The following is a 14,524-nucleotide window of genomic DNA, read 5'->3' as shown; positions in this document are numbered from 1 at the left end:
AGCCAGCCAATAACATCAACCAGGAGACATGAAATGCATGCACTAGGAAAATTCATTGCCGTTGCCGCGCTCACCGCCACATGCGGGACGGCCGTGGGCGCGGATGCTTACCCGTCCAAACCCATTACGCTGGTCAACCCCTACGCTGCCGGCGGGCCCGCGGATACGCTGGGGCGCGCGCTCGCGCGCGAACTGGAAACCCAGCTGGGCCAGCCCGTGGTGGTAGAGAACAAGGGCGGGGGCGGGGCATCAATAGGGTCGCAGATCGTGGCGCGCGCCCAGCCGGATGGCTACACACTGCTGTTGGGAACCGCGGCCGCGCATATCGTGACGCCGCTAATGCAGCGCACGCAATATGACGGCGTGAAAGACTTTCGTTTCATCGGCATTGTCGGCAATCAGCCGAACATGCTGGTCGTGCATCCCAAGCTGCAGGTCAAGTCCGTGCAGGAACTGATCGCATTGGCTCGCGAGAAGCCGGGGCAACTGAACTACGGCTCGGCCGGGCCGGGCAGCTCGCCGCACCTTGGCGCGGAACTGTTCCGCAAGCGGGCCGGCATCGACCTGGTGCATATCCCGTACAAGGGCGCCGCGCCGGCCATCAACGACCTGGTGGGCGGACAGGTGGACGCGGCGGTACTGAATCTGGCCGCCAGCCTGCCTTTCATTAAAGATGATCGCCTGATACCGCTGGCTTATGCGGCCCGCGAGCGCTCACCCCTGTTGCCCGACGTGCCGACCATGGCGCAAGCCGGCATCGAATCGGCCGAGTCGGCCTCGTGGTATAGCCTGGCCGCGCCTGCCGGCACGCCGGATGCGGTGATTCAGCGGTTGAATGATGCCGTCAATGCGGTGAACCAGAACGCGAAATATCGCGATCAGATGGCATCGCAAGGCGTCGAGCTGTGGAGCATGACGCCGGATGAAGCGACCGAGTTCGTACTGGAAGACCAGCGGGTGCTGACCGATCTGGTGCAGGGCGCAGGGCTGGTAAAGCAATAGCACCGCAGGCCTAGGCGCGGGCGGGTTCGACGACCCGCGCCAGCGCCTGCAACGCCTCGCTGGCCAGGTCGGCAACGACGTCGCCAGCCGGGCGCAGGGTATCGATGAGTCCTACGCTCTGGCCGGCCTCTACCTTGCCATGATCCACATCGCCGTCTTTGGCCGATTGCTTCAGGGATCGTGTGCCGAACAAGGCGTCCAGTTCGGCATCCGAGGCGCCGGCGCGCTCGAGCGCCGCATATTCCTGGGCGAACACGTTGCGCAGCATGCGTACCGGCGATCGGCCGCGACCCACCAGGGTCGTGTCGGCGACGCCGGCCGAGAGCGCCGCCTGTTTGTACGCCGGATGCAGGTTGGACTCGTGAGTGAGCAGAAAGCGGGTGCCCAGCTGGGCGCCATCGGCCCCCAGGCACAGCGCGGCCGCCAGGCCGGCGCCATCGGCAATGCCTCCCGCGACGGCGTATGGGATATCCACGGCGCGGGCCACGGCGCGGGCCAGCACCAGCGTGCCCACCTCGTCGGGGCCGGGATGCCCGCCCGCTTCCAGGCCCACGGCGATGACGGCATCCACGCCGGCTGCCTGCGCCTTCCGGGCATGTGCCGGGCTGGCCACGACCTGCAGCCACTTGATGCCGGCATCGCGCGCGCGCGACAGGTGCTTTTGCGGCCCCCCTTGCGAGCCGATGATTACCGGGACGCGTTCGGAGATGGCGATGTCCAGGTGTTCCTGCGCCCGCTTGTTGTACAGCGGGATGTTGACCGCGAATGGCGCGTCGGTGCCTGCGCGCACGGCGCGAATGGCAACGAGCAAGTCTTCAGGGTACATGGGGCCAGCCGCAATGGTGCCCAGGCCTCCGGCGCGCGATACCGCGAGGGGCAGCGCGGCGTTGGACGACGCCCAGCTCATGCCTCCCTGGATGATGGGGTAGCGCAGGCCGAGCAGGCGGGTCAGGCGGGTCTGGAGCATGGTGTGGGCAATCCTGTCGCGGGACATCGAGTTGCCCTATTCTTGCCGATATCGTTGATTTAATCAACTAAATGGTGCGGCCATGTGCGCGCCGCTGGCTGTCGCGCAGATAGTCCTGGGGAGGCGCACCGAGGGCGCGCCGAAACATCGCCGTGAACGCGCTGGGGCTGCGGTAGCCGAGTTCGGCGGCGATGCGTGCCACGGAGTGGCCCAGCGACAGGCGGCGCAAGGCTTCGGCAAGCCGCACCTGCTGCACCCACTGGCGATAGTTCAGCCCGAGCTCGGCCTGGAACAGGCGTATCAACGTGCGGCCGCTGGCGCCCACTTCATCGCCCCAGTCATCAATGGTGCGCACGGTGCCCGGCTGCTCGAGAATGGCGCGGCAAACCGTCTGCAGGCGCCGGTCGCCGGGCCAGGGTATGCGCATCGGGATCACGGGCGCCCGGCGCAGTTCCGTCAGCAGCAAGGCGGCGATCTGCCCGCCGCGGCCATCCATGGCGTATTCCACCGGCTCGGCTGCCAGCGCCAGGATCAGTTCGCGCAGCAGGCCCGGGACTTCGATGACCTGGCAGCGGTCCCACAGTACGGCCGCGGCGTCGGCATGCACGTACAGCGTGCGCATCCGCACCGTGCCTACCATCTGGATTGCATGCGTCGCGCCCGGGGGCACCCACAGGGCCCTGAGAGGCGGCAAGGTCCAGAAGCCGTCGGGCGTGCTGACCCGCATCATGCCTTCAATCGCATACACGAGCTGGCCGCGCGGGTGGCTGTGCGGGCCGGTGTGGGCGCTGGGCAGGAAGTCCTTGGCCATGGCGGTAACCGGCCTGGGCCCGTGCTGGTAATCGTCGGCCCGGCGGCTGCGCAGAGCGTCGGCGGGCGCAGGAGAGTAACGGGGCATGAGAGGCGGGGCGACAGGAATGGCGCTTGTTATGTCATTTAAGCGACGAAGTTTGGCACTTCGGCGAGTCCAGGGCTTTATACACTGAAACAGCGCGCGCCAGGCATGCGTGCGTATTGCTGATTCCAGTGTAGTTTCCAGACCTGCGACACCATGACTGCCTCGTCCTCCACCGGCCCCGCGCCGGCTACCGCGCCGCCCGCCACAGCCTTCAAGGTACTGGGCGCCATCAGCGTGGCGCACATGATGAACGACATGATCCAGTCGATCCTGTTGGCCATCTATCCCATGCTGAAAGAGTCGTTCGATCTCAGCTTTGCGCAGATCGGCCTGATCACCTTGACCTACCAGCTGGCCGCTTCGCTGTTGCAACCCTGCGTCGGCCTTTATACCGATAAACGGCCGACGACGTACTCGCTGCCGGTGGGCATGGGTTTCACGCTGGTGGGCCTGTTGTTGCTCGCTTATGCGCCGTCGCTGCCTTACCTGCTCGTCGCCGCCGCGCTGGTGGGCACGGGCTCGTCGGTGTTCCACCCCGAATCTTCGCGCGTGGCGCGCATGGCATCGGGCGGCCGGCACGGGCTGGCGCAGTCGCTGTTCCAGGTCGGCGGCAATGTCGGGTCCGCCCTGGGGCCGTTGCTGGCGGCGCTGGTCATCATTCCCCACGGGCAGGCCAGCGTGGCCTGGTTTTCGCTGGCGGCGCTGTTCGGGATGATTGTGCTGATCGGCATCGGCCGCTGGTATGGCGCCAACCGTGCGCTGCTCAAGCCCAAGGCCCGCGCGGCCGGCGGCGTCGATGCGCCGGGTCGCCGCAAGGTCATGTTCGCGCTGGCCATACTGGGGGTGCTGATTTTCTCCAAGTATTTTTACCTGGCCAGCCTGAACAGCTATTTCACCTTTTACCTGATCGACAAATTCGATCTTTCGGTGCGCTCGGCGCAGCTGTATTTGTTCCTGTTCCTGGCCGCGGTGGCGTTCGGCACGGTGGCTGGGGGGCCGGTGGGCGACCGCATCGGCCGCAAGATCGTGATCTGGGTGTCCATACTGGGCGTTGCGCCGTTCACGCTGATGTTGCCGCACGCCAATTTGTTCTGGACCGGCGTACTGGTGGTGATCATCGGCGTGGTGCTGGCCTCGGCATTTTCGGCCATTGTGGTGTATGCCCAGGAGCTGGTGCCGAACAACGTCGGCATGATCGCGGGCCTGTTCTTCGGCTTTGCGTTCGGCATGGGCGGACTGGGGGCGGCCGCGCTGGGCAAGCTGGCCGACATGACCGACATTGCGTTCGTCTACGAGGTGTGTGCGTACCTGCCCCTGCTGGGCCTGGTGGCCTTTCTACTGCCCGATATCGAACGCAAGGCGCCCCGCGCCGTCCGTGTGCCGTTAGGGCCGCAATTAGGGCGCGCCGATACTCCGCTGGACAAATAAACTGATTCCGTTATAATTTCGCCTCTTTACCAGCGCCCGTAGCTCAGTTGGATAGAGTACTTGGCTACGAACCAAGGGGTCGTGGGTTCGAATCCTGCCGGGCGCGCCAATTCAAAAAAGGGTCTCCATTGCGAGGCCCTTTTTCTTTGCGCCAGCGGCGGCTGCGCCGTCAGTGTTGCAGCACCGTTTCAACAACGGTACGTACCGAGTTGGCAATGAAACATTGTTCGTGGGCCTGGTGGTGCAGCGCATGGTCGGTGGCGGCATCGGGCGCCGCACCGCGATAAAGCACGCGCGGGCGCAGGGTGACGCGGCTGACGTACAGGCGGCCCTGTTCGTTTTTTTCCATGACGCCCGTGGCGCGGTCGTCGTAGCCGTCGATCACATAGCCTTGCCTGGCCGCTATGGCCAGGAACACCAGCATGTGGCAGCTCGACAGCGAGGCCACATAGGCTTCCTCCGGATCCACGAAGGCGGGTTCGGAATAGGGCAGCGGCACGATGTGCGGCGACGACGATGCCGCGACTTGCGCACCGCCGTCAAAGCGCCACGTGTGGGCGCGGCTGTACCGCTGGTCCGAGAACGCTTCGTGCGGCTGGCGTTTCCACGAAATAGTCGCTTCGATTTCCATCATGGGCCCTGTGGAGGGTTCAGGCGCGGTTGCGCGTGTAGATTTCGGAATAGCCCAGCTTGATGACTTCGGTGATCTGGTCCTGACGGCGTCCGATGTGCGATTCGAGCAGGTTGACCAGCGCCGCTTCGTCGCGCGCACGCAAGGCCTCGATGATGCCGACGTGCTCGGCCTGCGTATAGGGCCGCCTGCCGTTGCGCATGTCGATCCACCGCACATACTGGATGCGCGCGTTGATGTTGGCCAGCGCGCGCACGTACTCCTCGTTGTGCGTCAGGCGGGCCAGGCCCATGTGAAAGTCTTCGTCCAGCGCCAGCAGCTGGGCCGAATCGGCATCGTCGGGCATCGAGGTGTCGCGCTGTGTCGCGGCGGCCAGTGCCTCGATCTCGGCGTCGGTCGCGCGTCTGCAAGCCAGGCGCGCAATGGCGGTTTCGATGCCCAGCCGGTATTCGTACAGGTCGAACACTTGCTTGGCGTCCAGCGGGCGGCTGGTGAAGCCCTTGTTCGCGGTGCGCTCGAGGAAGCCTTCGACCATGAGCTGATTCAGTACTTCGCGCAAAGGGGTGCGGCTGACCTCGAGCTGCTTGGACAGCTCGATTTCGTTGATGCGCTCGCCCGGCTTGAACTCGTAGGTGGCTGCCATGTTCTTGATGCGCTCATAGATGGCAGAAGAGCTCAGCGACGTGCGTTTTCGCGGTGCCGCTGCCGCCTCGTCGGCGGAAGCGGTCAAGGCATGCTTGCCTGCCTGGGTCATTGTCTCGTCCGATAATGTGTATACCGGACTGTATTATATCCAGGCGGGCGTGCACGGCGCCAAACCGGGCGAAAGGGCAGGACGTCATCGGTTCAGCTTCCAGTTGCGCGTTTCGGGCAGCAGGAAGATGGTCACGGCGATGGATATCGCGGCGATGACGATGGGGTAATAGAGGCCAGCGTAGATATTGCCCGTGGTGGTAGAGATCAGCGTGGCAAAGTACAGGGCGAAGCCGCCGAAGTACCCGGTTCCGATATGGTATGCCATGGACATGCTGGAGTAGCGGACCTTGGTGGGAAAGAGCTCCACCAGATAAGCGCCGTTGGGGCCATAGACCACGCACCCTATGACCACCAGCAGCCAGATCAGCGCCACGACCATGGGGCGGTTGATTTCGTCGGCCTTGGCCTGGGCCGGATACCCGGCCTGTGACAGGGCGCGGGCCACTGCGGCGGTGTCGGCGCCATCCGCATTGATGCCTGCCACTCGCACCGTGGCGCCAGGCTGGTCGGACGGCGTCAGGGTATAGGGCACGCCGGCGCTGTTGAGCTGCTCGCGGGCCCGTTCGCAGGCGTTTTCGGGGCCCGAAAACAGGCGCAGCCGGCATTCCGAAGATTCCAGTGTTACCGGGGCCGTCGCGATGGCGCGTTCGAGCGCCGGATTGGCATAGTGGGTAAGGCCCTTGAATATGGGTATCACCGCCAGCACGCCGACGATAAAGCCGCACACAATCACCGGCTTGCGGCCCCAGCGATCCGCCATCCAGCCCGCCAGGACGAAGAAGGGCGTGCCGAGCAGCAATGCTACCGAAACCAGCATGTACGCGGTGGTGGGCTCGACCTTGAGCCATTTCATCAGGAAGATCAGCGCGAAAAACTGGCCCGTGTACCACAGCACGGTTACACCGGCGACGGTGCCGAACAGTGCGAGCAGCACGTACTTCAGGTTGGCCCAGTTGCCGAACGCGTCGCGTATGGGTTGTCGTGATGTCTTGCCTTCCGCCTTCATCTGCAAGAACACCGACGACTCATTCAGCTTCGCGCGTATGTAGATGGATACGCCGAGCAGCACGACCGAAAACAGGAAGGGTATGCGCCAGCCCCAGGCGTTGAATTGTTCGGCAGTGGTGGCGTAGCGCGTCAGCGTGACGACCAGCAGCGACAGCAGAAAGCCCACGGTCGCGGTGGCCTGGATCCAGCTGGTGTGCTGGCCGCGCTTGCCGTCTTCGGCATGCTCGGCGACGTAAGTGGCCGCGCCGCCATACTCGCCGCCCAGGGCCAGCCCCTGGATGCAACGCAGCAGCACCAGCAGGGCTGGCGCCCAGGCTCCTGCAGTGGCATATGTGGGCAGCAGTCCCACGCCTATTGTGGCGATGCCCATCATCACGATCGTGATCAGGAAGGTGTACTTGCGCCCCACCAGGTCCCCCAGGCGGCCGAACACCAGCGATCCGAACGGCCGCAGCACCAGCCCGACCCCGAACGTGGCCAGGCTGGCCAGGAAAGCGGCCGTCTGGCCCATGCTGGGCGGAAAGAACAGTGGCGCCAGCACGGCCGCCAACGCGCCATAGACAAAGAAGTCGTACCACTCGAAGGCGGTGCCTAGCGATGCGCCCCAGATCACCTTGCGCATTTCCCTGGAGCGCAAAGGCCTGGTGGTCGAGGTGTCGTTTAATGAGCCGGCCAGCGTTTCCATGATTTCCCCTGTTTATGGTGTTGGACGTGGCATCAGGCAGGCATCAGGCCGCGTGCATAGTCGGCCAGGCTGCTGTCGTCGATTTCCTGCAGCACGTAGGGCGCCGGATTCATGATGTAGGCGTTCTTGTGCTTGCGCGTGACCTTGCCGGTAGGCCGGTTGCCGTCGCGGCTGTAGGCAAAGTAAAGATTGCGGCGTCCTTGCTGCGAGCGGTTTTCTTTCGAGCTGTGTACAAGGTTGCCGCAGAACAGCACTACCGTGCCGGCCGGAAAGGTGCATTCGTACACGGGTATGTGCGAGAAATGCGTTTCCATGTATTCATCGGGGACAATGTGCAGGGGATAGCTGGTGGTCGTTGTGTCGTAGAAGGGATCGATGAGGCCGTGCTTGTGCGAACCGGGTATGAAACGCAGCGGGCCGTTGTCGGGCGTGGAATCGTCAAGCGTGATCAGCACCGTGAGCATGTCGCGATGCCCCCCGTATGGCAGGCCGTCATGCACCCAGCTTGCATAGTCCTGGTGCCACTGGAAGATGTCGCCTGTGCCGGCCGCCTTGTAGTTCAGCCGCGACTGGTGTAAATAGACCTGCCCCAGCAATTGCTTGATTGCGCCCAACACGCGGGGCAGGCGGTAGACGCGGGCGCACGCCTCTGAATCGAGTTCGACGGCCCAGGCGGCGCGTACGGTCGTGCCGTCTTTTTCGAGCACGTTCGCATCGGGGTGGCCGCGCTGGTCGCTGCGCAGCACGATGGCGTCTTCCTGCAGGGCGCGCAGTTCCAGCGGAGTGAGCAGGTCCCGCAGGACCAGGAACCCGTTCTCGTCGTAGGAATGGATTTGTTCGGGGGTCAGCATGGCTAGTGTCCTCATCAAGGTAGGAAAGGAAAGTCGGCGACTGCCGTACAGGCCAGGCGATTACAAGGCTCCAATCGTGATTTGCTTGGTTTCCAGGAATTCATCGATGCCGTGGTGCGCGCCCTCCCGCCCGATCCCCGACTGCTTTACGCCGCCGATGGGCACCGCTTCGGACGAGATCACGGCTTCGTTCACGCCTACCGCGCCCAGTTCCAGGCGCTCCGCCATGCGCAGGGCGCGCGCCAGGTCGCGTGTGTAGAAATATCCCGCAAGGCCGTAGCTGGAGTCGTTGGCCAGCGCCAGAGCTTCTTCTTCGGTATCGAAAGCCATCAACGGCGCGACGGGCCCGAAGGTTTCTTCGTGGCAGATGCGCATGCGCGGCGTGACATCGAGCAATACCGTAGGCTGGAAGAACAGGCCTCCCCGTGCATCTGGCTTGCCGCCCAAGACGGCGCGGGCGCCGTGCGCAAGTGCGTCGGCCACATGCCGCTGCACTTTCTGGACCGCCTGGTGATTGATCAGCGGGCCCTGGGTGACGCCGGGCTCGGTACCCGGCCCGACCTTCAGGTTTCGCACCCGCTCTACCAGCTTGGCCGCGAAGGCCTCATAGACCGAACGCTGCACCAGGATACGGTTGGCGCATGTGCAGGTCTGGCCCATGTTGCGGAACTTGCTGGCCAGCGCGCCGTCGGCGGCGCGGTCCAGGTCGGCATCGTCAAACACAATCAGCGGCGCATTGCCGCCGAGTTCCAGGCTGACCTTGAGCACGTTATCGGCGGCCAGGCGCATCAGGGTCTTGCCGGTCTGGGTAGAGCCGGTAAATGACAACTTGCGCACGCGGCTGTCTTCCAATAGCGCCCGGCCCACTTCGGCCACGTTGTCACGCGTGCACAGCACCAGGTTGATCACGCCGTCCGGAATGCCGGCGCGTTGCGCCAGAACGCACAGTGCGATGGCCGATAGGGGAGTTTCTTCGGAGGGTTTGAGCACGATGCTGCAGCCAGCCGCCAGTGCCGGCGCGCACTTGCGCGTGATCATGGCGCTCGGAAAGTTCCATGGCGTGATGGCCACGACGACTCCTACCGGCTGCCGCAATGTCAGCACCCGCCGGTCGGCACTGTAGGTTTGCAATACCTCGCCATGGACGCGCTTGGCTTCTTCGGCATACCACGCCACGAAGCTGGCCCCGAACATTACTTCGCCGCGCGCTTCCGCCAGGGGCTTGCCCTGTTCGCGCGTCATCAGCAAAGCCAGATCGTCCGCATGCGCAATTATCTGGGCATGCCAGGCCATCAGCAACGCCGCCCGTTCCCGGGCCGGCAACGCCGCCCAGCCAGCCTGGGCCGCGCTGGCGCCGCGAACCGCCTCGCGAGCATCGCCGACCGAGCTCGCGGCCAACGTGGCCAGCCGTTGCCCTGTGGCAGGGTCTGTGACGGGCAGGCAGGCGTGCGCCGCGGCCGATCCCCATTGGCCATTTATGAATCCACCCTGTTGCAGCAGGTAGGAATGCTGGAGTTGCCCGGCCAGCGGCGCATGGGCCGGATCGGCGGGGCAGGCGGTCAGGGTCGTCATTGGGTGCTCTCCCATTGCTACGGCAATTAAACTGCATCACGTACTGAATAATATTCTGTGTACAGTTTGGGCAAATCCGGAGAAACCCGTATAACGCACCGCTGCGAGCCCCGGTTTTCAACGGGGGCGAGGGCTCAGAGACCGGGAATGGGGCGCGCGCGCCACCGTGGCGGCGACGTAAAAAAGGGCGCACGGTGTGCGCCCTGGGCAGATAGAGTGGCCGGCCCCGCCCAAAGGCGGGCGGGCCTGGAACTTCAGAATCGATACGCGGCGCTGAGCGTCACGGTGCGGCGCTGCCCGTAGAAGCAGTCGCCACGGCGCAGGCAAGTGACCTCGTAGGTACGGTCGGCGATGTTGTTGACGTTCAGCGCGTAGCGCCACGCGCCGCTGTCATAGGCCAGCATCGCATCAAACAGCGTCACCGAAGGTGTTTCGGGCGCGCCGCCGTCGGTGAATGCGCCCAGGTAGCGTACGCCCGCTCCGGCCGAGAAGCCCGACATGCCTGCCACGTTGAACCGGTACTTGCCCCAGAGAGACGCCATGTGCTTGGGCACTCCTTCCAGCGCCGGATCGATATCGGTATAGATGTAGTTGGCGATCACGTCCATCTGCTTGGTGACGCGGCCGCGCAGTTCAAGTTCGACGCCGCGCGTCTTGGTCTTGCCGGTCTGGACCTGGTTGTTCGGATTGGAAGGGTCGGGCACCTGGCGGTTTTTCTCGCGCAGGTCGTAGATGGCGGCGGTGGCTTCCAGATCGCGGTTGGGTGGCATGTATTTCAGCCCCAGTTCCCATTGCTTGCCGCGCATGGGCTTCCAGCGATTGCTGTTCACGTCCGTGCCGGCAATGGGCGTGAATGACTCGCTGTAGCTGATATAGGGCGACAGGCCGTTATCCGCGGCATAGAGCAGGCCGAACCGCTTGGTGGTGGCATTGTCGGTTTCGCGGTCGCTGCCTTCAAGATCGTTGCGGGCACGATCGTGGCGGACGCCCGCCAGGAATATCCAGTTCCGGTAGCGGATCTGGTCCTGCGCGTAGAAGCCCAGCTGCTCTTGCTTGTTCTTGGGCGTGTCGGTGGTCTGGTAGTCGGGAATGTTGCCGTAGACGGGATGGTAGACGTTCAACGGGCTGCCCACGCCGGATGCCGTTTCGCCAGTTTCGCGATAGCGGCTGTAGTCGGCGCCGAACAACAGCGTATGTTCCGTGGCGCCCCAGTTAAGCTTGCCTTCCAGGTTCTGGTCGGCCAGCATCGTGCGCATGCGCGGCTTGTTGACGTAGAAATAGCGATTGAGCACCTGCTGGCGCGGGTCGATGTACGGCGCTTCGGGGTTCGAATAAGCATCCGGATACATCGACTTGTAGTCGACCTTGCTGATGGTGTTGCGGAAGTTCTGGCGAAACGTCCAGCGATCGTTGAAATGGTGTTCGAACAGCCAGCCCAGGCTGAATTGCTCGGTGTCATAGGCGTCGAAACCCGGCTCGCTGGTGAATCGGCGGGTGGGGATCTGGCCGTTCGGGTTGTAGCTGACCGTGCCGCTCCAGGGCAGGAACGATTGCGTAGTGCCGGCCTTGTCTTTCTGGAAATAGCCTTGCAGGGTCAGCGATGTGGCCGCGCTGGGTTGCCAGGTAAGCGAAGGGGCAAGCAGCAGGCGATCGTCGGGGGCGTGCTGCACCTGGGTGTCGCTGTTGCGGGCGACGGCCACCACGCGATACAGCCATTGCCCGTCTTCCGTCACCGGGCCGGTAAGGTCGGCATGGATTTCCTTGCGGTTATGGTTGCCCAGGACGACGCCTATCTCGCGTTGCGCTTCGGGCTGCGGGCGCTTGCTGACCAGGTTGAGCACCCCGCCCGTACTTCCCTGGCCATACAGCATCGAAGACGGCCCGCGCAGCACTTCGACGCGTTCCAACGCATAGACTTCAGTGCGCGGGTTGTTGTAGTTGAAGAACTGGCGCAGGCCGTCCATATACTGCACGGGCTCCACGCCCCGCACGCGGACATAGTCGGCGCGGTTGTCCACGCCGTAGGCGTTGGGCCGCACACCCGCCGCGTAATTGAGGGTGTCCTGTACGTTCTGCGCACCCTGGTCCACGATCTGGTCGCGCGGGATGACGGTAATGGCCTGCGGGGTTTCGCGCAAAGGCGTGTCCGTTTTCGTGCCGGTGGCGCTGCGCCGCACCACGTACCCGGCCACCGGACTCGTGGCGGTTTCCTGGGTGCCGGTCACCTGCACCGCCGGCAGCGTGGCCGTGGTGTCTGCGGCGGCGTTCTGGGCATGGGCTCCGGGGGCGGCCAGTCCCGCCACCATGGCAATGGCGCAGGCCCGTGCGAGGCGTGCGCTAGCGGCGCGCGATCGAGTCTTCAATATATTCCCCTGCGTAATGACGATAATGGTTGCAAGAATAAGAACTATTCTTGATAGCGGGGAATTATATAGAGGAGTCTGGCCGGGGTCACGCCCCCCAAAAGCGCATGGGCGGCGCCGGGACCTCCATGGATCGGGTCAGGGTGCGGGCGCGGCCGGCGGTGTTCTTAACGCCCGCCGCAGGATCTTGCCCACGGGCGTGCGCGGCAGGTCGTTGCAGAATTCGACGTGGCGCGGAACTTTGTAGCCGGTGAGGTGCTGGCGGCAGTGGGCGATAAGCTCGGCGGCCTCCAGCGTCGGGTCGCGCCGGATAACAAAGAGTTTGACGGCTTCGCCGGACTTCGCGTCGGGCACGCCGACGGCGGCCACTTCGCGTACGCCCGGGTGCAGGGCGGCGGCGTCCTCGACTTCGTTGGGATAGACATTGAAGCCTGAGACCAGGATCAGGTCTTTCTTTCGATCGACCAGGAACACGTAGCCGCGCTCGTCCATGTAGCCCAGGTCGCCGGTGCGCAGAAAGCCGTCGGGGTGGAGCACCTGCGCGGTTTCGTCGGGGCGGTTCCAGTAGCCGGCCATGACTTGGGGGCCGCGCACGCAAAGTTCGCCCGTTTCGCCCTGGGAAACTTCGCGGCCTTCATCGTCGCGCACAGACAGTTCGGTGGAGGGCACGGGCAGGCCGATCGAGCCGGTAAACGTTTCCACATCGAGCGGATTGAGCGTGACCGCCGGCGCGGTCTCGGTCAGGCCATAGGCCTGGGCCAGCGATACGCCGGTTACTTCGCGCCAGCGCTGTGCAACGGCTCGTTGTACGGCCATGCCGCCGCCCAGCGTCAGCCGCAGCCGCGAAAAATCCAGCCTGGCGAAATCCGGGTGGTTCAGCAGCGCGTTGAACAGTGTGTTGACACCCGTGATGGCGCTGAAAGGCGTGCCGCGCAACGCCCGGATGAAGGCCGGCATGTCGCGCGGATCGGCGATCAACAGGTTGCGCGCGCCCAACTTGAGAAAGGTGAGGCAGTTCGCCGTAAGCGCAAACACGTGATAGAGCGGCAATGCCGTGACGATGCATTCTTCGCCTTCGCGCACCAGGCCGTGGATCCAGGCATGAGCCTGGCTCAGGTTGGCCAGCATGTTGCCGTGCGTAAGCACCGCGCCCTTGGCCACGCCGGTGGTGCCGCCGGTGTACTGCAAAAAGGCAGGATCGGAAGGGGTGAGCGCCGGGGTGCGCAATGGCCTGCCGCGTCCCTGGCTGAGCGCCACGCGCAGGCGTGTCGCTTGCGGCAGTTGCCAGGCCGGCACCTTGCGCTTGACGTAGCGCACTGCGAAATCGACGGCGCGGCCCTTCAGGGGGCCCAGCAGCTCGCCCACCGAGGTAACGACGATATGCCGCAATGCCGTGTCGGGCAGGGCGCGCTGCAACGTGCGCGCGAAGTTTTCAGAGATGACGATGGCCTGGGCCCCGGCATCCGCGAGCTGGTGGGCCAGCTCGTGAGCGGTGTACAGGGGGTTGCAGTTGACGACCACGCAGCCTGCTCGCAGGGCGCCGAACAGGCATACGGGGTATTGCAGCAGGTTGGGCAGCATCAGTGCGACGCGGTCGCCGGCTTTCAGGCCCCGGTATTGCAGCCACGCGGCAAAGTCGCGCGACCACCGGTCGAGCTGTGCATAGGTGATGGTAACGCCCAGGCTGGTGTAGGCCGGGCGCCGGGCAAAGCGCGCGCAACTGTCGTGAAAGATGTCCAGCAGCGAGTCGTAGCGGGAAATGTCGATCTCGGCGGGCACGCCGGGCGGATAGCTCTTGAGCCAGATGCGTTCCATGTCGGTAATGCTCGCGGGTTCAGGCGTCGGCGCGGGCGCCGCGAACCTTGGTTTTATAGAACTGCTTGTCGGCGATATACACGGTGCGCTCCACCTCGGCATAGACCGCGCCGTGGCGGTCTTTCAGTTCGACGATATATACGCGGGTCGTCTCGCGCCGCTCGGCGAGTTCGTGACGGATGGCGGCGATGTCGGCCGGATCGAGGCGAAAGTCGGCGTACAGCGTCGTGTATGCCGGCTTGCGGTAGCGTATGGTGGCCGCCTTGTCCCAGACAATGGCGTCGGCGCCCAATGCGGCCATGAGCAGGGTGGGGTGCGCGCCATCGGTAATGGCGAACAATGAGCCGCCATACATCGAACCGACGATATTGCGGGTGCGCCGAGCCAGCCGCAGGCGCACGCGCAGGTGCAGAAAGTCGGGCGACACGTGAGTGACGCGCCCGCCCGTGGCGCGGAACGCCGGGTGCAGATTGAAGCCTGCGCGCATCAGGCGGGCGCGCCATGCCGGCGGCAGGCGCTTGAGCCAATAGGGCTTCACGGCCGCAGGC

General features: G+C 64.5%; 12 protein-coding genes and 1 tRNA gene. 3 read left to right on the top strand and 10 right to left on the bottom strand.

Translation table 11 applies throughout. From position 1 onward, the window contains the following. The first annotated feature begins 33 nt into the window (after positions 1 to 33). Positions 34 to 1,002: a Bug family tripartite tricarboxylate transporter substrate binding protein gene (locus CAL18_RS12050; protein WP_094817926.1), complete on the top strand. Its 969-nt coding sequence runs from the start codon at positions 34 to 36 to the stop codon at positions 1,000 to 1,002. 10 nt (positions 1,003 to 1,012) lie between these two features. Here the strand turns inward: CAL18_RS12050 and CAL18_RS12045 are convergent, their stop codons facing one another. Both CAL18_RS12045 and CAL18_RS12040 read right to left on the bottom strand, forming a co-directional pair. Beyond that, positions 1,013 to 1,969, bottom strand: coding sequence for an NAD(P)H-dependent flavin oxidoreductase (locus CAL18_RS12045; protein WP_094818111.1), 957 nt, complete (start codon positions 1,967 to 1,969; stop codon positions 1,013 to 1,015). A 67-nt stretch (positions 1,970 to 2,036) separates the two neighbouring features. Beyond that, a complete protein-coding gene (locus tag CAL18_RS12040) occupies positions 2,037 to 2,867 on the bottom strand; it encodes an AraC family transcriptional regulator (RefSeq protein ID WP_094817925.1) in 831 nt (276 codons plus the stop codon). Positions 2,868 to 3,020: 153 nt separating this feature from the next. Here CAL18_RS12040 and CAL18_RS12035 point away from each other — a divergent pair, with 153 nt between their 5' ends. Together CAL18_RS12035 and CAL18_RS12030 are read left to right on the top strand one after the other, a co-directional pair. Beyond that, positions 3,021 to 4,295 carry an MFS transporter gene (locus CAL18_RS12035; RefSeq protein ID WP_094817924.1) on the top strand — a complete coding sequence of 425 codons (1,275 nt, stop codon included), beginning with the start codon at positions 3,021 to 3,023 and terminating at the stop codon, positions 4,293 to 4,295. Between the two features lie 32 nt (positions 4,296 to 4,327). Further along, positions 4,328 to 4,404, top strand: a tRNA-Arg gene (locus CAL18_RS12030). Positions 4,405 to 4,464: 60 nt separating this feature from the next. On the opposite strand, the gene CAL18_RS12025 is transcribed toward CAL18_RS12030, so the two are convergent. The 8 genes from CAL18_RS12025 to CAL18_RS11990 form a co-directional block, all read right to left on the bottom strand. Further along, the gene (locus tag CAL18_RS12025) at positions 4,465 to 4,929 is read right to left on the bottom strand and encodes an OsmC family protein (RefSeq protein ID WP_094796908.1); all 465 of its coding nucleotides are present in this window, start codon (positions 4,927 to 4,929) and stop codon (positions 4,465 to 4,467) included. Between the two features lie 16 nt (positions 4,930 to 4,945). Beyond that, entirely contained in the window at positions 4,946 to 5,656 is a 711-nt protein-coding gene (locus tag CAL18_RS12020) for a GntR family transcriptional regulator (RefSeq protein WP_051423815.1), read from the bottom strand. A 108-nt stretch (positions 5,657 to 5,764) separates the two neighbouring features. Next, the gene (locus CAL18_RS12015) at positions 5,765 to 7,375 is read right to left on the bottom strand and encodes an MFS transporter (RefSeq protein ID WP_094817923.1); all 1,611 of its coding nucleotides are present in this window, start codon (positions 7,373 to 7,375) and stop codon (positions 5,765 to 5,767) included. Between the two features lie 32 nt (positions 7,376 to 7,407). Beyond that, on the bottom strand, positions 7,408 to 8,226 hold the full coding sequence (locus tag CAL18_RS12010) for a phytanoyl-CoA dioxygenase family protein (protein ID WP_026640173.1): 819 nt from the start codon (positions 8,224 to 8,226) through the stop codon (positions 7,408 to 7,410). Between the two features lie 60 nt (positions 8,227 to 8,286). Then, complete coding sequence (locus CAL18_RS12005; RefSeq protein WP_081745728.1) at positions 8,287 to 9,798, bottom strand: NAD-dependent succinate-semialdehyde dehydrogenase; 1,512 nt, start codon at positions 9,796 to 9,798, stop codon at positions 8,287 to 8,289. A 254-nt stretch (positions 9,799 to 10,052) separates the two neighbouring features. After that, entirely contained in the window at positions 10,053 to 12,104 is a 2,052-nt protein-coding gene (locus CAL18_RS12000) for a TonB-dependent siderophore receptor (protein WP_094796905.1), read from the bottom strand. 195 nt (positions 12,105 to 12,299) lie between these two features. Next, complete coding sequence (locus tag CAL18_RS11995; RefSeq protein ID WP_094796904.1) at positions 12,300 to 13,976, bottom strand: AMP-binding protein; 1,677 nt, start codon at positions 13,974 to 13,976, stop codon at positions 12,300 to 12,302. A gap of 19 nt (positions 13,977 to 13,995) precedes the next feature. Continuing rightward, on the bottom strand, positions 13,996 to 14,514 hold the full coding sequence (locus tag CAL18_RS11990; protein ID WP_026640177.1) for a DUF4442 domain-containing protein: 519 nt from the start codon (positions 14,512 to 14,514) through the stop codon (positions 13,996 to 13,998). Between the last annotated feature and the right edge of the window lie 10 nt (positions 14,515 to 14,524).

The organism is Bordetella genomosp. 7 (assembly GCF_002261415.1).
GTDB lineage: Bacteria > Pseudomonadota > Gammaproteobacteria > Burkholderiales > Burkholderiaceae_B > Bordetella_A.
Note: the sequence above shows the minus strand (reverse complement) of the source record. Positions and strands in the feature narration are given on the sequence as shown.